This window comes from Okeania sp. SIO2B3 (assembly GCF_010672525.1).
Classification (GTDB): Bacteria; Cyanobacteriota; Cyanobacteriia; order Cyanobacteriales; family Microcoleaceae; genus Okeania.
In genome coordinates, this window is record NZ_JAAHGH010000001.1 from 244,002 (window position 1) to 264,669 (window position 20,668).

Genomic DNA, 20,668 nt, shown 5'->3' on the forward strand with positions numbered 1-20,668 from the left:
GATATACGGATTAATATGGATAAATATTTGGAGTCGGGAGTCGGGAGTCTGGTTTCATACTTTAAATTGACTTTAGCAATTATCAGATTATTGTTAGATTTTTTGGCAAAAGTTTTCTAATCGTGAAGGATAATAAAAAAGTTATAGCTTAAGAAAAAATCAACTCATCAAATATCGTTTTTTTGACTTTTATGGTTGATAGCTAAACCTATTCGATAAAATTCTTTCACTGCATTAGGGCTGATTCATCTCATTGAACGTTTATATGATTAATTTGCACTAGAACCCACTCCTACTATTGCAACATTTTAACTGATATCGCTAATAATTATCAAAATGAAAATTTACCGTTAATTAGTAATTTTTCCTCATCCCCTTTCTGAATTTCAAAATTTCCAAAAGACTCTTCTTTTAATATTGGAGAAATTAATACTACATCAGTAAATTGATTTAAAGACAAATCTTTTTCACAAGACAACCCCCTGTTTATAGGATAAAATTCCTCTTTTGTACTGTTATTTACTTCCAGGAAAAATATCGCAGGCATTTCTGGATTTGTGAAATAGGAACCGTGCATATAGATAATGAAACTTTTACCATACAAATTGTATTTAGGTTGATATAATTCAAACTCTTTTTTCTCTATCTCTGAAAGTTTACCTCTAAAAGCTATTCCATAAGGGGAACCAGATTTATTTCTGAAATTATCCACCCTTTGATGAAATTTAACAAAGTTATTCTGGGATTCTTCTCTACTTCTAAGATATATTAGTTCTAAATAATTTTTCTCAAAAAAAATAAACCTTGAACTGGTTCCTTGTCCAGTATGCTCCCTCATTTCAGAAGGAGAAAAACCTAGTGATGATATTTTATTTATCGCATCCGCATCATCTTCAACTATTCTAAAAATATGGTCTACTTCCAGATTTTCATACATATTTTCAATCCTCTTTCCTCTTGAAAGTTTTAGTAGTAGTATAAGCGATCGCTAAGAAAAAATCAATTCCTCAAATATCGGTTTTTTTTACTTTTATGGTTGATCGTTCCCACACTTTCTCAATGCACTACCAAATATTTAATTTTAATTCGGCTTTGTTGCATGAAAGTATATAACTACCGCACTTGCTCTGCATATGTACTTAATAACGCGCGGAAACTGCTGTAACTATTGTCCAATAGTTAAATCGAAAATATCAGTTTGACATAAAAGGTTGAAACTTTTACCTGTAAAAGCTTTGAGGTTTAATCAGTAGTTCGATAACTATTGGACAATAGATAAATCGAACATCAATAATCGTGAAACAGTGCGATTAAGCTGCCGCCACCATCCTCCGCCAACGCTTTCTCAGCAGAGCAATAACTATTGTCCAATAGTTAAATCGAAAATATCAGTTTGACATAAAAGGTTGAAACTATTATCTGTAAAAGCTTTGAGGTTTAATCAGTAGTTCGATAACTATTGGACAATAGATAAATCGAACATCAATAATCGTGAAACAGTGCGATTAAGCTGCCGCCACCATCCTCCGCCAACGCTTTCTCAGCAGAGCAATAACTATTGGACAATAGATAAATCGAAAATATCAGTTTGACATAAAAGGTTGAAACTATTATCTGTAAAAGCTTTGAAGTTTAATCAGTAGTTCGATAACTATTGGACAATAGATAAATCGAACATCAATAATCGTGAAACAGTGCGATTAAGCTGCCGCCACCATCCTCCGCCAACGCTTTCTCAGCAGAGCAATAACTATTGGACAATAGATAAATCGAAAATATCAGTTTGACATAAAAGGTTGAAACTATTATCTGTAAAAGCTTTGAGGTTTAATCAGTAGAACGATAACTATTGGACAATAGATAAATCGAACATCAATAATCGTGAAACAGTGCGATTAAGCTGCCGCCACCATCCTCCGCCAACGCTTTCTCAGCAGAGCAATAACTATTGGACAATAGATAAATCGAAAATATCAGTTTGACATAAAAGGTTGAAACTATTATCTGTAAAAGCTTTGAGGTTTAATCAGTAGAACGATAATAACTATTGGACAATAGATAAATAGAACATCAATAATCGTGAAACAGTGCGATTAAGCTGCCGCCACCATCCTCCGCCAACGCTTTCTCAGCAGAGCAATAACTATTGGACAATAGATAAATCGAACATCAATAATCGCGAAACAGAACGATATAGCTGCGGAATGGATGTTAAGAACACTACTTTCATGCAACAAAGCCATGTAAAGTAGTCAAGTGAACAAAAAATAATGTCTCAAGTCTCCCCCTTTTAAAGAGATAAAAAAATTTCCATTGTATTCAAAGTTCCCATAGCTTCAGCCAGAGGTACTGATAACTATAAACTGAAATGACTCCTGAATCCTACCACTTATCCAACTTTTTCGCCATCGCCTCTGCATGACTCCACCACTTCTGACCTCCTGACCAAATTCGTGAAGGTAAATGACCAACTGGTGCCCAATTTCTAAACTTAAATCCGCGATCGCGAAAATGCAAATTATAAGTCAACCAACCTACCTGACTACAAAACTCCCCATAATCTTCATCCACACTTTCATAAATCTGTTTTTGCACGCTAAACCCAAACTTCCCCTGACTGTACTTCACCCAAAGGCGATCGATAGTCAGCAAATCTTCACAAGGCAAATTATCAATATCATCCTGAAACAAATAACTTTTTCTCCTCTTCCCCAAAACTTCACATAAAACTGCCCATGTTTCCATATCCGCTTCCCGCCACTTTTGCACTGCCAACAAATACTGCAATTTCCCATACTCTACCCCCACTGCCGAAATTAACTCATTTTCATCTAGTGTTAAAACTTGCGGAATAAACCTCCCTACCAAACTCTGAACCGATGGCAACACAGACAACTTTTGATTTACCAACGCCAAAGACTCTATATTTTTCACAGGTTGCCTGACAATACTTGACCTAGACTCCAACGCTTGCAAAACTTGTTCCGCCGTCTGATAGCGTTGACTCACAGAATTTTGCAATAACTTATCTAATATATTGCCGAGACCTTGACTAACACTACTACCACTCGGCAAAAAATCTCGCCATCTCCAACAGTCATTAACAACATCAAACATATCCCACGGCGCAACATTCGTCAGTAAATGAATGCAAGTTACACCCAAACTAAACAAATCACTTGCTGGTAATACTTTCCCTCTGGTTTGCTCCGGTGCCATATATTCCGGACTACCAATAACAGTACCAGTACGAATTAAAGCAGTACCTGTCAACAACTTCGCCACGCCAAAATCAATTAATACAAATTCTCCCACTTTTCCTAATTTTTCCCCTGCTCTATTTTCTCCTGGTAGGTAGGGTGGTTTTTGATAGTTAATAGGTGGGGAGGTACGACGAATAATATTTTCTGGTTTAATATCCCGATGAATAATTTGATGTTGATGAATAAAGCGCAATACTGGCAGTAACTCCCGCAAAAATTGCCATATTTGTTCTTCGTTGAAGAGACCTTGTTGTAATTCTTGCTTTAATGTCAAACCTTGAATATATTCCTGCACCAAATACAAATTTTGATTGTATTGAAAATGGGCTAAAAGCAGAGGAATTTGTGGATGTTGTCCCAACTGCCCTAACCTCATTACCTCTTGCCGAAATAATCTAGCTGTTGTGTGATGACTTTCGGGGTCGAGGGTGGAAAATGATATTTGCTTGAGAATACATGGGAGCTTCAGAGGATGTTGTTCGTCTACGCCCAAAAATGTTTTGCCAAAGCTTCCCTGACCAACTTTTTTCAGGAGACGATAGCGCCTGTGGAGGAGTAGGGGCGATCGGCAACTCTGACAATAGGTTGCTGTATCTGGATTTTCAGGATTGGGACATAGAGAATTAACGCAATAACTCATTGAAGGGTTAGTTTTATATTTTAGATTTTTGCCTAGGGGGTTTACAAATATGATTTAGTAATGCTATATTAGTTTACTGTAAGAAAAATATGTATGGCGAGCGTGGCCAAGTGGTTAAGGCAGTGGTTTGTGGTTCCACCATTCGTGGGTTCGAGTCCCATCGTTCGCCCTTTGTCAAGTTATGGAGTCTTAAGCATCCAAACCTAGAAGGATGAAAGAGAAGCGTTGATTTTACTCACTTTTTACTCAATTAAGTCTAGCATGATGGGATGATTGAGTAAAAAGTCAAAACTTTCACGAGGAAGATAGGTCAGATTATTCGCGATCGCGAATAAAATCATGGCCAATAAAAATCTATAAATGGCCTAATTAACACCATTAACTGCTTATATCATTTCTTGTACTATAAAATTATGTAAGTAAATTATGTAATAAAAAATATTCTGCATCCGACTATGGGTAAAAAAATGAAAGTTGACAAAATAATATTCTATTTTGTATACTAAAAATGTTCGACTTCCTGCTACGACTTTTATCGTAGTGCCGTTGGTCAATAATCAGGATATAAGTGACTATGCCAGCTAGAGGGATCATAACGTAGCGACCGGAGGTAGCTTCACTCTAGTTAAATTCTCCAAAAAAAATAACGCTAGCCTGGGATTGCTATAAGGTAATATTTTCCAGTGACTAGCGTTATTTTTTTATACAAGTAAATTATACAAGTAAATTATTGTATAAAGAAAATGATGCACGTCAAGCACTCTATGTTTGAGCTTGAATTGCGAAGGGCAAATTGAAGAATGACTCACGACTACTCAGAATCATCCTCTTAAGGCAGCTCTCTCCAAGAGTATTCGATATACTCAGACAAAAACTCTTCAGCAGCTTCATACATAAGCTCTTCTTTCTCTTTCTCTGTCATTCCATCCCACCATTCTTTCACAGACAATGTTACTTCAGGGGGAACCAAGTTTTCAAGGGGAACAATCTATGATTGTTCAGCGTTACATAGCCCTATGGTAAGTTTAAATTCAATGTCCATGCTTAATTCCTTCCTTTTGTAAAATAAATTAGATGAAGATGAGAGGGGGTATATAGTATATACCCCCGTGTTTTTACAGCTACTCGCCAGTATAGCGGTAATAATAGCGGTTATTAACCTTAATAAACTCCCATCCAAGCAAGCTCATTACTTGATTACGTTTACTAGCATTTGCTTTTGGGAATAGTCCACTAACAGTCGCTTGTTTAAAGTAGGCGATCGCCTCTGTTGACGATATCATCGCGTCAATGAGAGGCTCGTTGTTAGAGAGCCGTTTTAAATTGACTAGATGAACCTGGTGGAGAATTCTCTCCATGATTGGTTTCATATACTTTAGCTCGACAAAGTAGTCTTGAGCGGGGTATGATAGAGACATAGCATGATGCAATACTTCAGGTTTAGCTACTGCAAACTTGGGCGCAGACTGGTTTTCCGGCTCTTGCGCCTTTTCTGCCGAAGAAGTTTGGTAGCCTCCAGTTTTGCGGATACTAGGTAAAACTTCTGAAGTAACCCATTTCCGGAAGACCTTCGCTTGTGGTTTACGAGATTTTAAAACTAAAGAATACATACCAGACTCTGAAACTATTGATACGTCTCGGTTTTGGCCTGATACAAATAGTGTTTGTATCAGCTTTTCATCATCATCCAGTCGTTTTAATGACATAGAAACATCAGATAATTCTAGCACGTCACACAAATCCTTAGCGACGAACCAAGGTTCACCCTCTATAAGGACTACCCTGACGTCATGCCCTTTAAAATCGAACGGCGTAACAGAATCATCAGTTAACACCTCTGCGATCGTCCCATCTGGGCTGGTCGTTGTAGCCTGAACTTCAGGGTCTCTTTTGGGAGTATCAAAAGATTCAAGGAAATTATCAAGAGTCGTAATTTCCATATCCTCTGACTTAGATCCAGTCGAGCTATTGACTCTTTGAATCTCCGCTGGCTTTTTTGATTCTTCTGTAACAGGTAAAACTGATGTATATTCAAGGTCACAATTCATAGCTTTTTCGGCGATCCAATCCTGGAGGCTCGTTGTAGAGAAAGAACGATAAGTCTTTCTCGCAATGTCAGTACGATGCTTTCCAGCTCCGAACGCGTAATATTCAATTATTAAAGATGCTGCAACAACTGGAATTCCTTTCTTTTTCCAGATAAGGAACTCATCACGGTCTATCCCCCCAGACACAAGACTTTGAACCAGCCTTGGGAAAAAGGAATATTTTTTCTCTTCTAGCGAAACCTCTAACAACGCAATTAAATCCTCATGGTCTATCCCACATAATTCCGCTACCCCAGGAAAAGAGCAGCGCCCCTCTCCGGACTTATCAATCCAAAAATCATTATTCATAATAGGTGAATTATCTACTTCAAGGGTGGTAATTTCAACACTGGATGATTCAACAGCTTCTTGTGATACTTCAGTATTTTTCTCGCTTAGTTCCTCCTGGTCTGCTGTAATGGCGTGGATGCCTTTCTCATCTAGTGAGCTTAACCATTCAAGTAAATCTTTTGCCCAATTTTTCCGTGAGCGACGGGCGATCTCCATTGCCCCTGCCAGCGAAACAACTAAATAAGGCCTTTTCCTTCCTTTAGCGTCTTCAAAATGTATAAAAACTGGGTTTTCAGAGGAGAGTCTCTTATGTGCAACGCTGGTTCCAGTTAAATCTATAGCAGAGCATATATCTCTCGCTACAAACCAGCGATCGCCCTCAACTATTGCAGTTCTAATCTGCTTAAACCCCCTAAACATTAGCGTTTCTCTTGAAATGTCTGAAGAATAATTTTGCGGTTTCATTTGCCTTGATTTTATTGAGTAAATTACAATTTCTGAGATCATTTTAGTGAACCCAGATGATTGCAATTTGTTTTCAGGCTGAATAAACGACATTCCAGCCCCAGGAAGAGGAGGGAGGTCATAATTACTGGCGCTACCCCCCCCCTCTTGATTAGACTTTTTAATCTAATGGTTCTGAATCAGCTAGCTCTAAACGCCCAGGGGCGATGTCTTCTTCTATAGCGTCTTCATTTATTCCTTCAACCAAAATAACTCTATCAACTTCCGCCTAGCTTCCTCTTCGCTCTCGGCGACGATGGGAGAAAAGAATTGGTATCCACAAATTTCCCTTTGGAAATAATACTTGTACTTCATAATTCTCCTTGTTTTCTATTTGTTCCCACTTTTATCATTAATTTATTTCTTCAATTTTTTCTGCGATTGAGCACTCGTAGGATTTGATGAGCTGAAAGGTTTTACCCTCACTCTTTACGAAACATCCTACGATACCAGCTAAGACCCTCAAGTAGATATCAGCTTTAGCTCTGTTTCTGATAGCTATCAAACCATCAGTTTTCTTAGCTAGTTCATTGGCCTTCCTGAGAAATTTCTGTAGGTCTTTATCCTTCGGTACAAGCTCTTTGTCTTCAACTAGCTCCCATGGAAGTTGTACGGCTAAATTTCTTAGTTCAATTAGTAACTCACGAACGATTTCATCAGGCGATCGCTTAAATTTTACTAAGTCACGAAGGATTGATTTGACTCTATTTGAGTTACTTGTTGACCAATGCCTTGAGCCATGTGGATGGGATTTCAGTTTTTCAATTTTTACTGATATGCCGTCAGAGAGAATCGCGAAGTAATCGCCTTCCCAATGGTCATACGTGCTATCAAATTCATCCTTAACGGATTGATAACTGTCAACCTGCTTCCTGGACGCTGTAATTATATAGTTCAAGCAATAATTACAACCAATGCAGCTGTTGATTGTATCCTCAGTTTTTAATAGACAGAACATTTTCCCTCGTAAATAGACAGGTTCTAGATAGTTTTTTATATATCTAGAAGACTGCTATTTTTCAGGTGAGGGTTGTTAAAAGTGAGCTATATAGCTCACTTTGTTTCTTGCAGAGGGAATTTTGTTACGTGTTGAGAACAATATATTTTATTGCTCTTATCTTCCCTTTATAAGATAGTTCGTTGAACGAACTCATAATTGACACTACCTTGTTGAAATTCACATCTGCGCCATTTTTTAAATACGTTGTTTCTAAATACATTGACATATATTTGATTAGGTACGTTTTTTCATCCTGCGAAAAGTTCAGCAATTCTAATGCTTCCAGAAAATCAGCGTCAAACTCTCTTTTGTCTTTCATTTTCTTTATCAATATTTTCAAGTTGAGTATTATGTGACTGTATACTTGTGCATATTTTGTCTCTTGTATAATTTATATAAGTAATTACTTATATAAAAATTGTAATGCTTGCTGACAGGCGATCCTGGACGATCGCCCTCCTTCGTCTGGCCTAAATTAATGTTAGACTAGGGGATTGTTTAGTTTAAAGACGAGGAGTTAGGATATTATGCCTAGAGGCGGTCATAGATCAGGATACCCCTATGGAGTGCCAGATCGCGAAAAAACTACTATCAAAATACCAAAAGAGATAAAAGAAGAAGTTGAAGAGGCTGCGCACGAAATATGGAAGAAGCGCAAGCGATCGCAGCTTCTTGACGATAACAAGTTGCCAGACACTGACGATAGTTAATAAATAGATTGAGCATCGTTAATACTTTTATTTTTTAGTTAATTACTGTTAGTGACTATTGATCACTAACAGTTTTTTCTTTGCAGTTAAAAATACTTTATCACTTTTCTTAGGAAGAATTTTTCAAGCATTATATAGATCCGTCTTATAATATTAAAATTACTTATATTTATTATAATAAAATATAATATAAAAAGCCTTGTGCTTTTATGCCGTATACGGCTATAGTAAGCACATAGCAAAGAAAAAAACATAAACAAGACAGGCAACCAGAAAAAGGCCGTGAAGGTTCCGAGTATCATAAGTTGCTTCTCTGTAAAATAAGTTTTGCTCTATTGCTTATATCCTCGCTTGAGTTTATATAAGTCTTTTATGCAAGTAATTACTTATATAAACCTTGATCTGAGGCGAATTTCGACTAAATCTATCCATATTCGCAAGGCTTTTCTCCGTATGAGTTGTGTGGGGGGGGAGAGGAAGCGGAAGCAGGTAGAACAATTGTTTTAAGTACCTTGAAAACGGAATAGAGAAATGTGGAATTAACCATCAAGATAGAACTCTCGCCAGAAGCAGAAGCAAGATTGAGTCTAGAGTCTGAAGACTATTTTATTTCAGACTTAAAGCTCATACTTCTTGACGTAGGCGAAATCCTAGAGTATGACCTCAAGGATGAAGACTTATCTCATTTTGATGAGATATGCAAAAGAGTCCAGGATTTTTTTGAGGGAGAAATAGTGCCCATCCCCCTAAACGAGGTGATTCCTGGATATCTTGAGATATCCAGTCAGACGCCAAACGACCTGAATGAAGACCAGGAAAAAGCTGTTAACGAGCTAGGAAACTGGTATTGTAACGGATTCAAAGCTATTATCCTCACAGGAGGAGGAGGCACGGGAAAAACTTATACGATAGCAAAATGGCTATCGATGCAGACAGAAGCTGCCCCTACCTTTTTAACCCCTACTCACGAAGCCAAGAAAGTGTTAGAAACTGCTCTCCAGAAGAATTATCTTGATTTTCTGGAAGTCAATACAGTGGCTCAATTTTTAGGTAAGCAACCTATTGTAGATGAAAAGACTGGTAAGCAAACATTTAGGCGATCTAAAATCGTTGATATCGAAGAATTAGCGATTTGTGATGAATCCTCTATGATTTCGGAGGAAGATTACCAAGAGATTCTTCTTAATTGCAAAAGAGTCATTTTTGTAGGGGACCGGGCGCAATTACCCCCGGTCGGAAAAAGAATTAGCCCTATATTTGAGTCTGATTTTTCTCAGATTTGCTTGAACAGAGTAATGCGGTCAAGCGGTCATCTTTCTAAAGAAGTGACCAAATCAAGAGAGGCTTCTTTAGAGGGGCGACAGTATATCCCGATCGAAGGAGAGGACGTTGAGTATATATCGTTAAGAAAAGCGATATCTCTTGGAGAAGACCTTTTTAGGAGTGAGGAATACAAAGATAGGTCAAACTTTTGTAGGTTTCTTGCCTTCACGAATAAAGCTGTAGATAGCTTAAATAATAGCTTCAGGAAAGCATTAGGCCTCCCATCAATGTTTGTAGAAGGGAATAAGTTGAAGTGCTACAAGCCTGTCACTCGCGTTATGGTAGCGGGGTCTCTGTATCGATCTTTTGAACCTCAATTTGACATCTTGGCAAATAACAGCGAAATAATTGAAGTTCGATCTAGTCCGGTTATTTCCTCTGTAGAGGATATTGCGGAAAAATTTGGTGGCATTCTAGGATACGATACAGCGCACCCTTTTGTCTCCCTTTTGCCTGGAAAATCTATTAGGTTCCAGGCACTAACTCCAGACAATATCAGGTATGAAGCAATAGTGCTATCACCTGGAACTATACTCTCAAAAGAAGATTTGATTACCAAGTTCCGCAAAGAACTAAAGGGATCTGGTCGGCGAAAGGATACTAAGTCTATGCTTAAGTGCTTGTACAATCTTGGTGATCTATACAAAGACTTGTATGCGTCTACAGTACACAAATCCCAGGGTAATTCTATCGAGCATTGCTTTGTCCTCTTGAATGATCTATTGGGAGCTGGAGACATAACTCCTGCTTTGCTATACACGGCTTTTAGTCGAGCGTCAAAAAAATTGTACATCATCAACAAAGATTAACAATGGATATATTTCACTGGTCAGAATCTTTATTTGAAGCGAGCGATCGCCCTACCAACGATGACCGCAGCTATGGCAGTAACAATTGACATGCCCACGGGTGACTTCTTACTGCCATATTTAGGACATTTGAGAGTATTCTCTTCATCATTCTCGCCCTCTTCATCATTCTCGCTTGAGTTAACCAGAGCAATTGTTCCCTGCTCCAGCTTTAAAGTTTTTGATTTGTAATTCGTTGAAAGCATGGGTGCATTCTTGGGTGCGTTGTCAACGTCTTTCACCTTTTTCTTCTGTCGAAAGAATCTGTGTGGACGCTAACAGGGTCGAAGTTGTGATTAGTCTCTAAAAACTGCTCAATACTATTAATTCTGATTTGCGATGTATTGTGAGAATTTCCGATGTATGTTAGTGACTCATGCACTTGTCTTGAATCTGCTTTTATCTCTCCAACGTCGTTTTCTAATCTTTCGGCTCGGCGTTGATTCCGCTCAACCAATGCCTGAAGGCGACCGATGTAGAAGAAAACACTTACTACGCTGCCACCGATAGAGATAGCAGCGACAATTATCTCTATTGTACTTAATATCATGCCTGCCAACTCTGAATATTCATTTGTACTTGCGGGTCAGGATGAATGTATCTATATTTCCAGTATAGTATCTTTTTGACTTCTACTGTATAATACACCATTGACTCCTGGTAACTTTTAGGGATGACCATTTCAATTATTTGTGGTTCCACAGAAGGATATAAATAATTTGCTTTCTCCACAATCTTTCTACCATTAGTATCAGAAAACCTCCTCCTTAATAGGTATCTAAAATCTAATGGTTCTGTGATATTTAAAAACTCTATTTTTAGGGTGGATTCCGAAAGATTACCGCCTAATTGGAATCCTTTCCAATCTTCGATAACACCCATCCCCCAAAAATCAACCGTCCCCAGGCTTCTCCACATCTCTACCTTCTGTTAAAGCCAACCATTCATCATAGTCAATATATTCATCATCATCGTCGGGTGATACAATTTCAGATAGCCGAAGTTCGTATTCACCACCAAAAACGTATTCCCTAGCTACCGATGAATGGACGCATTCCATCAACCCACTTCCATCTGCATGCACAATATAATTATACTCGCCAGAGGATTTGTGCTTGACAATCTCCTTATCTGGCGGTGGTGGTAGCGATTGCAGGCAGGCATCAAATAATGGAGTGCCGGGTAATATTAAATATTCACTCATTACGGAATTACATAACCTTTGATGATTTGAGGTTTTGATTTCGTCGTCCATCCAGCGTTAGCTGCTGTCGTGGCAGACGCATCGCTGTAGAAAGTACTCAAGACTCCTGTGCCTCCACCACTAGCACCCGCCAACTCCTGATAGGCTTTTCTAGCTCTGCCAGGTTTTGGAGCATTCAACCCAAAGAGAGCTTTCTCAATAGGAACCTCTGTATCTGCAATTTCTGTAATTCCCAACTCAGCCAATCCTGCTGGAGTCATTGCAGTGTACTGATATAAGGGCATCGCCCACCCATAGGGAATATTGGTTGCGCCTACCTTAGTTTCGATATAGACCAATTTACTTCTAGCAGAACGTGGTGGATTTTTATATTTAGGAGCCTGGATTGTCCATCCAGCAGCCTTCGCTGTAGCAATCTGAGCATCTGAGATGAAGCTGCTCTCACTTCCCTGGGTTCCAGCAAGGTCTTTCGTCGCTCGAAAAGGTTTTGGCGCGTTGCATCCAATTACGACCCCTGGGAGAAGCACGTTACTTGTGCCTTCCGTCGCAACAGCCAGACCTAAAGCTCCTAAAGTAGTTCCATCTATGTTTGTAGGAAAGCCGTATTTTACGACTGAAGCTGTACTACCTAGCTTCATGTTGCAGTACAACAGCCTATTTTCTGCTGCATAAGGATTTTGTGCCATATTTTTAGTTTAATAAATATTTTCAAAGGAATTAAGCTAAGTTCGGAATAAACGAGGATACTTGTATCCGTTCGGTGTATCCGATCGTCCGAGCTACTGGGGTGACGGTTACCAATGTACCGCTGCCGGGTGGGTACTCTCGCTCCTCAGTAATCCCTCTGCCAGTAGCAGATATTATATTAACATCCGCTCCCTCCGTAGCATCTGCGTTCTGTTTTAACTGTGCTTCTCTCAGAGAATCTAGAATATCATTCACAAGCTTTAAACAACTTTGGGTATCAGGATAAGTTGTTGTATCAGTTGGGTCTACTCCATTAGCTGTCAGCTTTTCCCGGAAATCAGCATTAGTCAATATGAAATCTGCCATCTTTTACTACCTCAATTGAAAACTGTCTAATCTATTCTTAGCAGATATGCATCGTTATTGTCTCGTCTTTTTTCTTGATTTTCACCCGCGAAGGGAGTAGGGGGTTAGTCGGAAAGTTTAAACTTTACGAAAAAGTTGGTTGGGGTGTTAAGGAGTAAAAAATTTTCTCAAAATTAATTAAGCAGCCGCTCATCAACTGGACTCCACTTACTTCGAGATACTAAATTTATTTTTTTCTTACTGAAAGGCAAGTACGCATAAGCTCTCCAAAATTCAAGAGTGACCTTACGATATCTTTGCGGAAGTTTCACTGTTTCGTCCAGAATCTTAACTTCCTTTGAGCTTTCGTAGATCGCCTTAGCTCCAATACTAATTCTTGCTTCGTTAAAAATATCTCCTTTGATTTGAACTAATCTTTGATATAAATTATAAGCTGCTGATTTACTGGCGAAAGCACACCAGTTAGCATAACCAAATCGCCAATCATTGTAAGAGTAAATTTCTCTGCCACGTTCAAGTTTAAAAACTTCCGGAACAAGAAAAAGTTCCTCGATCTTGTTGGCAAATTGTTTAAGTTTGGATATAGTCAAGACTTCGTCATTATAGTTATTAGAAAATTCAGAGTATCCAGTCAGGTTTATTGTTAGCTCTGTTTCCAGGGCGGTTTTTTGGTCTGATTGCAAAGATTCTCTTTGCCTGAAAATCAAGCCAATAAGTGGCCACCCGCTAAGAACTTTTTTGGAAAAAGTACCACCACCACTCGCAGCTTCTGCCTCCATCCTCCCGGCTTCATACTGTTCGATTTTCCAGATAATCTGCCAGTCCGAACCAGTGAACCTAACAGAGGTTTGAGGCGATGAGAACCCATCAGGAAAATACTCAATCGCCCGCGCTCCAAGTTTAGCCGAAGGATCTTCGTACTCTATATATTGAGGCAAGCCATCTTTGTCGTCCTGCCCCCTGATAGGAAAATTCGTCTTTAACCGTTTATCGGTAGCAGGTCGGTTAATCGAGGTGGGAAAATTTCTTTGCCATTGACTCCACCAATTTTCAAAAGTTTGGTTAAATCCCAACTCCTTGCCAAGTATTTGATACTCAGCTTGTAACTGAGAACTTTGGCTGAAAATGCTCCACTCAGGTCCCGATAAATAAGTTTTTGGCAAGCCTAAATCCTTAGCTTCTTTGCGGAAACGATTTGACGGTGCGAACTCATAAACATCAAATCGTGAGTGCAAGTCGTCACGTCTCCGTGTAGGCTTTTCCGAGGTAACTGTTACCGCTTCATCCTCTCGTGATATTTTTTGTAACAAGTAAGTTTGGAAATCTCGCTGTTGCTTTTTTCCTGCCATCAAGTATACCTCATTGTTACGCCGTCACCGACTCCCTGCCAAAATCCACTAATGAACTCGCGCACGAATGCTTGAACTCTTTTGTCTTCAATTTTCTCTACCTTTTTGTTTACGCTTTGCTCAATACTCCAGCTTTCACCACCTTTCCCCCACTTTTCAATATTTTTGCTAATACCGGGAAATTGACTTTCTATGAATTTTTTCTGTGCGGACGAAGCATTCTTATATAATGCTTTGATTCCTTTCCTGCCCTGAATTAGCATCCGCTTAATTGTGATAGTTCTAAAGGCGTTAAGACCAATCTGGGCAAAATTACTCACATTTTGTAAGATTTCATTTATCAACTCAGGAGCAAGCCTCCATTGAATCGCAAGTGTTCGCACGTTTATCTCAACTTTCGGTGGAGAGAAAATGCTGCCAATAGTCAGGCCTGCAATGCTCCGTCCAAGAAACTCCCCCGTATTGCCATAAAGCGCATCGATAGCGCTTTTTATCTGTTCGTTTAGTTGTTTGTCTGATATATTGAAATCAAACTCGTAAACCGTCTCAGCCAAATTCAGACTCCCCTGTATCAAGTCACCGTCGCCAACCTGGAAAGCTAGAGAAGCAACGCCCAAGCCTCCAATAAGTAGTTCGGCTGTATTTTGCAAAGGCTTCTCTAGAAATCCTGTAAACACTTCACCAGATTTTTTTTTCAAAAATCCGGTAACATTGCCTCCCAATTCTTTCTCAGAAAAAATCCCTAGAAATAATCGGCCGAACCCGCCTCCTAATCCAAAAATAGCCCTGTTTTTAAAAAAGTTCCAGGCATCGCCTCTTAGTTTATTGAAAAAATTAGGTGATTTTCCTTCCGACTTTTTAGCTAAATGTTCTGCGAGCTTTTGCTTGTCAGGGGCTGCCGTTATAGTTCTTTTGACATTTTTTAGCTTACTGGTTTGCCATGCAGAACCTAAACCTACTCCGGGTAACGATAAAGCTGTAGCTAAATCGCTAGACTCTATTACTGCTGTTGTCATTTTTTCTTAGATTTATTAGACGATTTTCCGGGACTGCGACCATACAACATATCATCAAGAATTTGCTTACGGTCTTTGTAGCTGATATATGTCTCTTGATTTTCTTTCTCAAGATATTGCTGCTCTTCCCTCCCCTCAGTTTTTTTGGCCAACATTAGTTGGTAGTTATTGCGAAACTCTTCCAAAAATGGAGAGGGGTCTCCAACTCCCAAAACTTGTCTGATGTCACGTCGAAGTTGTGCTGATTCCATCTCCAGTCGAATAACGTAAGCAGACAACTCTGCCGCCAAGTCAGTAGCTATCATCTGAGCTTCCTCAGTAGCTGTTTTAGGCTTCCGCTTTGTGTATCTATCTCTGTTGGCTGGCTCCTTTAAAGCCTGTTTTGAATTGGCTCTACCAGCCCGTCCCCTTTTACCCATAAAAAGTTTGCTGTATAATAGGACCATTACACAGCGGCCTAGTTGTGAGAAACAAAGCTGAAATGTTAAAAATTTCAGCTTTTAAATTTACATTTCAGCGATTTTGGTTTCCACCCATTTTTGCAGGCAGGAATCTTTATAGAAAAATTCTAGAATATTAAACACCATGCTAATAGTAAAATTATGCATAAGTGCTGGTATCTTTTTCGCATCATTTGCACTTAAGATTTTCAGTATTGGCTATTGGCTCAAAAAAAACGTTGAACTTTTATAAAGATAATTTTCATGTTCTTAATGATTTATATTTTTACGCTAGTAAAACATCAAAACCTTTATTGGTCTATATCTAATTCTAACCTTGCTACATAATCATCTATTTCTGCTTTAAGTCGTTTTGCTATTTCTCTTCTTAATCTATCATTATGCTTATCGCTATCTTGCTCGACTTTCTTGACTTTTTTTTTTATGGTGTGAGTAAAGTGTGAGTGATTCTGCGAGTAAAGTGTGAGTGAGGCTGGCAGACTTGTTGATTATTATACATCATTCAAAATCAATTTTCCTGTTTTGTATTGAGTCAAAAACTGACTCAACTTCATTGTTAAACTCTTCATAATTAATTATTAAATAAGTTTCAGCAATCAGTCGAGACAATAACTCTTTTTGGGGGTTTGATGCTTTAGATATTTCCTTTTTCATTTTGGCGATTTGTGATTCTAATTCCTCATGGGTAGGTTCCTCAGTATCTCCTTCTTTAAAACCTTTCTTGTCTTTTTTGCAAGCAGCATAAGCACCAAGCGAAGGGTCTATTGATGATGGAATCTTAGCCGTAACAGAAGTGGCTGGGAATCCTAAGAAGTCACCAATTTCTGTTAGTTGAAACCCGTTTTTTGCTGAGTTTCTGTAAGCTCCTAGCAATAACTTGGCCATCGCTATTAACAATGGCAATAAATCATTATTCGAGTCGTTAGACTCTTGTATTTTGCTATTGCTTTCTATTAGCGACTTAATAGCTAAAGTTCCAGTAGGATAATATTTTTCTATTTCTCCATCGTCATCTAAGTCAAGAGCAATTTCTCCAATCCCTACTTTTTCTAGATGCTTTTGGGTGGCAACCCATAAGTCTTTATAATTAAAATAAGGTGCTGTTTGAGCTTTGGGGTCTTCTCCAGGAAGCAATAAATGTTTAGGAAAAGTAATCCCGTTACTTAAGTTCAAACTATCTAATGCTTGCATATTTAAGTACAGCATTAAGCGATCGTATTCAGTAAAGCAACACTCTTGATTCATGGCTTCGTCCTTGTTATTATATTTACTATCTTCTGAATTGAATTGATTCTGGTGATTTTCACTGTTATAGGTGGGATACCAGGATTTATCGGCTCTAATGACAATTATCGATTCTGGACTGCAAATGTTTGTTCGTAGATTAGTGGTAAAAAGATCAGCGTAATAATATGATACGTTCAACCTTTGTAACAACAAATTTAGTTGCCAACGGTACAAAATCTCTATTGATTGATCTAGAGCATAGCCACTAGCTACAGGGGTGTAATCAGCAGTTAAATCGGGCGACCTAGGATTTCTCCAATCTGTAAATTCAGGATGCCACCCTTGAACACTCAAAAAAGATTTAATCCGCATATTTAATGATTTTATCTCAGAAGTATGCTCATTGGAAAATTGGCCTGGTTGCCCAGTTCTAGGAACTCTTGCTCCAGCAGAATTATCATAATCTTGATAAAAAATCATTCCAGTTCCGTCAAGCCAAACAGTTCTTTTTGTCCGAGTGATGTCCCTTAATGTTTTATTCTGGAAAGATTTAGAGTGAAAGTCATCACCCCTAAAACCTATAGAATTAAAAGAAACTAACAATAAATCATTGGGATTTCCTTCTGATTGTGGGGGACTATCGGGTGGCGGTTCTTGTAGTGGTTCATCAAGATTAGCAAAGCCTTCAAAAGAGTTTGGATCAAAGTATGATTCAGCTTGTTCTGTATCTCCGTCTTGTAATGTCTCCTCTTTGCACGCTGGAATTATTTCAACTTCTGTATGAGTGTAAACTCCATTTATATAATATTGCTTAATATAGGTACATTCGGTTTTTTCTACTTCTATCGTGTACAATCCGTTTAAGTATTCAAGCTTGCCTCCCCCTTTGGCATCAAATTCAATCCCCATGATTCCGATACCTATCCCCACAGTCCCGCCATTTTCAGTGGATGCAACAATGCCTATTCCTGCTATTTCTAGATTAATTCCAAAGCCATTTTCAGAAGATTCTAGCTCTGAGCTAAGATTATTTTTTGAGCTAAGATTATTTTTAAGGCTTTTGCTGAGTTTATTCACTTTATATTTATATTAGGATGTTAGATAGAATTTCCGAACCAATTAGCAGTTTTTTTAGTGCAAGGATTGATTCATCCACTGATATCACAATTATTGATTTTTCCGCAGAAACTAATTACTATAAAAGCATTATTTCGGGTAGTGATTATAATTTTAATTATGCCCTGGATTACCTGACCGCATCTTATTTATTGCCTTCTTTAATTGAAAAACCTTATAGAGAATACAAGGGAATAACTCAAGCGCAACGAACAGCAGAAGATGTGGAGTTCTCAAGAGAATACAACGAATTAACTTTTGATGAAAGAATTGAAAAATATTATGCAATAAGATTAGTGTTAACAATTATTGATAATTCATTAAATATTCCTTTTGGAGAAATATTGTTGTATAATTCTTTGACAAGATTAAACCAGCCTTTGCTTCAGTATTTAGGCACACCAATAGTAGGTGATTCATGTACGTTGAAAGCTAAAGCTATAAATATCAAGCCTTTAGAATCAGACTCGCTCATAATTTCAGGTAGTTATAGAGGAAGTGTGAATTATACATTTGATAACGGGAATCACTCTTTAGTTTTTCCTTAATGTTCCTTCAATATTGGTTGCAGCAAAGATATACCTTCCTTGGTTAATCTTCCAAATTTATTATTGTGAAAAAAAGGATTCTTTTTGAGGATAGGTTCGACATTAATTATTCGAGAAAATTTGGCGCAAAAAGTTGAGTAATTTTTGATTATTTTTTCTTTTTTTATTTTCATTTCAAACCAATACATGGATAATGGCAAAAGCCAAATATTATCAGATAAATTGTATAAAGTTTTCACTGCCTTGGCCCAAGCGTCATATAATTCTTTTGATTTATCCTCGTTGAGAATAAATTTTCTCCAGTTAGATTTAGAATAAAAAGACCTATCTTCTTTTTGACAGGGAATGAAAATATTACTTTTTGATGCCTCAATAGCTTTTTCAGCTTTTTTTACTCCAACCAAATAAAATCCTGGAGAAAGGTATATTCGGTCATAATCTTGAGTTATCAAACTTTCTGTCATTTCTTTTAGTTCAATATCCCATGCTGGCAATCCAGGAATGCCTTTGTTGGCATCTGATGGTAAGTAAGTAGCGTGCGAGTCTCCTACAATTGCTATTTTCATTTTAATTTTAATTAATAACCTAATATGACGATCTTATTATTGATTGGATTAAAATCAATTACTGCACTTTTCCATTCTCCAGTTTCTATTTTGACTGAGAAGAAGTACACCCATGATAATAGATTAGGGTTAAGAGTCATTTCATTAGGAGTGGTAGATAATTGAATAGCCAAACCTCCCTTTTTGACCCAACCAATTATGTTGTCAGGGAAGTAACCTAAATAATCGTCACTCCAACCGCCAAGCATTAACAATCCTAGCTTTGCCACTTTAATCGGATTAAGCCGATGAACTTGGACATGAGGTGTGGCGGTAGTATCTATAGTAGTGAAAGCAGGGTCTACTTCTACAAGGAATGTGTACCCCTCAGTGTTTGAGATGCTTAAATCAAAGCTTTCAAAAGTTAAAATCTTATAGCCATCAATCCCTAGATCGGAATCGAGGCGATCGCGCAACCATGATTCACCGCTCCAGTCGTTATGAAAATTTTGCGGAAACTCAAAATTAGTTCCTGTTGGCATTTCTAGTCTGACTTTCAAAGGGACCGGCACTTCTTCGTCACCTCCTCCAATGCTTTGTGTACTTGGTGTTTTGAGCAATTCATAGATTAACTGTAAATAATTCCCAACATTAGCAATATTATTCTCAATATTAGAAAGTTTATCAGGAATGGTCTTGTCATCCCATTTTTTTATATTTAGGGGTGCTTCTCCCATGTTTATTCTTCATCTATAATATATTTACTTTAACGCAAACGCAAAATATTATGTTATTTAACTCTACTGATGAATTTAGTCCTTACACAACTTTGGAGGAAAGAACTTTCGCTTTGTTGCTCAAAGTAGATGAGACGGAGGGCAAATCTTCAACTAATCCTAATGGATTGGACTATCTAACGGGCTTTTCTGTTAGTTACGAAAATCCAAAAACAGCAACCGGGACTATTGTCATCCCTGCAATTTTTATAGAGACTTCTGATGTTGATAGAGGCGAGATTAGAATAATTGACGCTTATAATTACGCTTATTCAGAAGTTGGTGGAGGCGACCAATTATGCACGAACATTAGTAGCGCTATTTATCAAGCTATCTCAGCACAATATCGAGCTGAAAGGATATTAGATTTTAATTCAGCTCAAGTAGAGAATATTACCAGAGAAATTCAAGAGATAGATGTAGGAGACTTGGGCGCTAACTGCTTAATCAGCTTTGAGTTCAACTTGCCTGTCATAGTTGCTGGGAGTACAACAAAAGGTGCTGCTTATTTGCAGGGGAGTTACAGCGATTTATTTGCTTGACCGTCGAGCGTTCTTGACGCTTTTTTTCTAAATAATCTCTAAATAATTATCGATTTATTGATAAGTGAATTACTGCTGCGCTCTTTAGAACGATTTGTTTACTTTTGATTCAATGCTCGTGCACTACTTTAATTTGTGTGATAAGATGTAAAGCAAACCTAATCA

General features: G+C 38.1%; 19 protein-coding genes and 1 tRNA gene. 5 read left to right on the forward strand and 15 right to left on the reverse strand.

The annotated features are described in order from the left end of the window. Positions 1 to 331: 331 nt before the first annotated feature. Positions 332 to 937: a VOC family protein gene (locus tag F6K15_RS00880; protein ID WP_293055931.1), complete on the reverse strand. Its 606-nt coding sequence runs from the start codon at positions 935 to 937 to the stop codon at positions 332 to 334. Positions 938 to 2,382: 1,445 nt separating this feature from the next. Continuing rightward, positions 2,383 to 3,903 (reverse strand): serine/threonine-protein kinase, encoded by a 1,521-nt coding sequence (locus F6K15_RS00885; RefSeq protein WP_293055934.1) that lies wholly within the window; start codon positions 3,901 to 3,903, stop codon positions 2,383 to 2,385. 96 nt (positions 3,904 to 3,999) lie between these two features. Between F6K15_RS00885 and F6K15_RS00890 the strand changes: the two genes are divergently transcribed. Continuing rightward, positions 4,000 to 4,072 (forward strand) — tRNA-His (locus tag F6K15_RS00890). Positions 4,073 to 5,024: 952 nt separating this feature from the next. Here the strand turns inward: F6K15_RS00890 and F6K15_RS00895 are convergent. Next, positions 5,025 to 6,839, reverse strand: coding sequence for a BRO family protein (locus F6K15_RS00895; RefSeq protein ID WP_293055937.1), 1,815 nt, complete (start codon positions 6,837 to 6,839; stop codon positions 5,025 to 5,027). A gap of 298 nt (positions 6,840 to 7,137) precedes the next feature. Further along, positions 7,138 to 7,683 carry a hypothetical protein gene (locus F6K15_RS00900; protein WP_293055940.1) on the reverse strand — a complete coding sequence of 182 codons (546 nt, stop codon included), beginning with the start codon at positions 7,681 to 7,683 and terminating at the stop codon, positions 7,138 to 7,140. A 629-nt stretch (positions 7,684 to 8,312) separates the two neighbouring features. Here F6K15_RS00900 and F6K15_RS00905 point away from each other — a divergent pair. Together F6K15_RS00905 and F6K15_RS00910 are read left to right on the forward strand one after the other, a co-directional pair. Continuing rightward, the gene (locus F6K15_RS00905; RefSeq protein ID WP_293055943.1) at positions 8,313 to 8,495 is read left to right on the forward strand and encodes a hypothetical protein; all 183 of its coding nucleotides are present in this window, start codon (positions 8,313 to 8,315) and stop codon (positions 8,493 to 8,495) included. Between the two features lie 533 nt (positions 8,496 to 9,028). Next, positions 9,029 to 10,627 carry an AAA family ATPase gene (locus F6K15_RS00910; RefSeq protein WP_293055946.1) on the forward strand — a complete coding sequence of 533 codons (1,599 nt, stop codon included), beginning with the start codon at positions 9,029 to 9,031 and terminating at the stop codon, positions 10,625 to 10,627. 29 nt (positions 10,628 to 10,656) lie between these two features. On the opposite strand, the gene F6K15_RS00915 is transcribed toward F6K15_RS00910, so the two are convergent. From F6K15_RS00915 to F6K15_RS00955, 9 genes are all read right to left on the reverse strand, one after another. Beyond that, on the reverse strand, positions 10,657 to 10,872 hold the full coding sequence (locus F6K15_RS00915) for a hypothetical protein (protein ID WP_293055949.1): 216 nt from the start codon (positions 10,870 to 10,872) through the stop codon (positions 10,657 to 10,659). A 340-nt stretch (positions 10,873 to 11,212) separates the two neighbouring features. Continuing rightward, on the reverse strand, positions 11,213 to 11,584 hold the full coding sequence (locus F6K15_RS00920) for a hypothetical protein (protein WP_293055951.1): 372 nt from the start codon (positions 11,582 to 11,584) through the stop codon (positions 11,213 to 11,215). After that, the gene (locus tag F6K15_RS00925; RefSeq protein WP_293055954.1) at positions 11,559 to 11,750 is read right to left on the reverse strand and encodes a hypothetical protein; all 192 of its coding nucleotides are present in this window, start codon (positions 11,748 to 11,750) and stop codon (positions 11,559 to 11,561) included. Before F6K15_RS00925 ends, F6K15_RS00920 begins: the two co-directional genes overlap by 26 nt. A gap of 119 nt (positions 11,751 to 11,869) precedes the next feature. Beyond that, positions 11,870 to 12,556 carry a hypothetical protein gene (locus F6K15_RS00930; RefSeq protein WP_293055956.1) on the reverse strand — a complete coding sequence of 229 codons (687 nt, stop codon included), beginning with the start codon at positions 12,554 to 12,556 and terminating at the stop codon, positions 11,870 to 11,872. A 31-nt stretch (positions 12,557 to 12,587) separates the two neighbouring features. Beyond that, positions 12,588 to 12,923: a hypothetical protein gene (locus tag F6K15_RS00935; protein WP_293055959.1), complete on the reverse strand. Its 336-nt coding sequence runs from the start codon at positions 12,921 to 12,923 to the stop codon at positions 12,588 to 12,590. A gap of 173 nt (positions 12,924 to 13,096) precedes the next feature. After that, positions 13,097 to 14,272, reverse strand: coding sequence for a hypothetical protein (locus F6K15_RS00940; RefSeq protein WP_293055962.1), 1,176 nt, complete (start codon positions 14,270 to 14,272; stop codon positions 13,097 to 13,099). Further along, positions 14,272 to 15,288, reverse strand: a complete 1,017-nt coding sequence (locus F6K15_RS00945) for a hypothetical protein (RefSeq protein WP_293055965.1) — start codon at positions 15,286 to 15,288, stop codon at positions 14,272 to 14,274. Before F6K15_RS00945 ends, F6K15_RS00940 begins: the two co-directional genes overlap by 1 nt. Beyond that, positions 15,285 to 15,707: a hypothetical protein gene (locus F6K15_RS00950; protein ID WP_293055968.1), complete on the reverse strand. Its 423-nt coding sequence runs from the start codon at positions 15,705 to 15,707 to the stop codon at positions 15,285 to 15,287. Before F6K15_RS00950 ends, F6K15_RS00945 begins: the two co-directional genes overlap by 4 nt. Positions 15,708 to 16,247: 540 nt before the next feature. After that, the gene (locus tag F6K15_RS00955) at positions 16,248 to 18,053 is read right to left on the reverse strand and encodes a hypothetical protein (RefSeq protein ID WP_293055971.1); all 1,806 of its coding nucleotides are present in this window, start codon (positions 18,051 to 18,053) and stop codon (positions 16,248 to 16,250) included. 17 nt (positions 18,054 to 18,070) lie between these two features. Here F6K15_RS00955 and F6K15_RS00960 point away from each other — a divergent pair, with 17 nt between their 5' ends. After that, positions 18,071 to 18,640, forward strand: coding sequence for a hypothetical protein (locus F6K15_RS00960; protein ID WP_293055974.1), 570 nt, complete (start codon positions 18,071 to 18,073; stop codon positions 18,638 to 18,640). Here F6K15_RS00960 and F6K15_RS00965 read toward each other — a convergent pair. Both F6K15_RS00965 and F6K15_RS00970 read right to left on the reverse strand, forming a co-directional pair. Continuing rightward, entirely contained in the window at positions 18,637 to 19,206 is a 570-nt protein-coding gene (locus F6K15_RS00965; protein WP_293055977.1) for a hypothetical protein, read from the reverse strand. The genes F6K15_RS00960 and F6K15_RS00965 overlap by 4 nt on opposite strands. An 11-nt stretch (positions 19,207 to 19,217) precedes the next feature. Then, the gene (locus F6K15_RS00970; protein ID WP_293055980.1) at positions 19,218 to 19,922 is read right to left on the reverse strand and encodes a hypothetical protein; all 705 of its coding nucleotides are present in this window, start codon (positions 19,920 to 19,922) and stop codon (positions 19,218 to 19,220) included. 50 nt (positions 19,923 to 19,972) lie between these two features. Here F6K15_RS00970 and F6K15_RS00975 point away from each other — a divergent pair, with 50 nt between their 5' ends. After that, positions 19,973 to 20,503 carry a hypothetical protein gene (locus F6K15_RS00975; RefSeq protein WP_293055983.1) on the forward strand — a complete coding sequence of 177 codons (531 nt, stop codon included), beginning with the start codon at positions 19,973 to 19,975 and terminating at the stop codon, positions 20,501 to 20,503. Positions 20,504 to 20,668: the final 165 nt, after the last annotated feature.

Bases quoted from the DNA above. Each gene is read 5' to 3' on its own strand.
- F6K15_RS00880 (WP_293055931.1), bottom strand. From the start codon at position 937: ATGTATGAAAATCTGGAAGTAGACCATATTTTTAGAATAGTTGAAGAT.
- F6K15_RS00920 (WP_293055951.1), bottom strand. From the start codon at position 11,584: ATGTGGAGAAGCCTGGGGACGGTTGATTTTTGGGGGATGGGTGTTATC.
- F6K15_RS00965 (WP_293055977.1), bottom strand. From the start codon at position 19,206: ATGAAAATAGCAATTGTAGGAGACTCGCACGCTACTTACTTACCATCA.
- F6K15_RS00930 (WP_293055956.1), bottom strand. From the start codon at position 12,556: ATGGCACAAAATCCTTATGCAGCAGAAAATAGGCTGTTGTACTGCAAC.
- F6K15_RS00915 (WP_293055949.1), bottom strand. From the start codon at position 10,872: ATGCTTTCAACGAATTACAAATCAAAAACTTTAAAGCTGGAGCAGGGA.
- F6K15_RS00895 (WP_293055937.1), bottom strand. From the start codon at position 6,839: ATGTCGTTTATTCAGCCTGAAAACAAATTGCAATCATCTGGGTTCACT.
- F6K15_RS00950 (WP_293055968.1), bottom strand. From the start codon at position 15,707: ATGGGTAAAAGGGGACGGGCTGGTAGAGCCAATTCAAAACAGGCTTTA.
- F6K15_RS00905 (WP_293055943.1), top strand. From the start codon at position 8,313: ATGCCTAGAGGCGGTCATAGATCAGGATACCCCTATGGAGTGCCAGAT.
- F6K15_RS00940 (WP_293055962.1), bottom strand. From the start codon at position 14,272: ATGGCAGGAAAAAAGCAACAGCGAGATTTCCAAACTTACTTGTTACAA.
- F6K15_RS00945 (WP_293055965.1), bottom strand. From the start codon at position 15,288: ATGACAACAGCAGTAATAGAGTCTAGCGATTTAGCTACAGCTTTATCG.
- F6K15_RS00960 (WP_293055974.1), top strand. From the start codon at position 18,071: ATGTTAGATAGAATTTCCGAACCAATTAGCAGTTTTTTTAGTGCAAGG.
- F6K15_RS00975 (WP_293055983.1), top strand. From the start codon at position 19,973: ATGTTATTTAACTCTACTGATGAATTTAGTCCTTACACAACTTTGGAG.
- F6K15_RS00935 (WP_293055959.1), bottom strand. From the start codon at position 12,923: ATGGCAGATTTCATATTGACTAATGCTGATTTCCGGGAAAAGCTGACA.
- F6K15_RS00970 (WP_293055980.1), bottom strand. From the start codon at position 19,922: ATGGGAGAAGCACCCCTAAATATAAAAAAATGGGATGACAAGACCATT.
- F6K15_RS00885 (WP_293055934.1), bottom strand. From the start codon at position 3,903: ATGAGTTATTGCGTTAATTCTCTATGTCCCAATCCTGAAAATCCAGAT.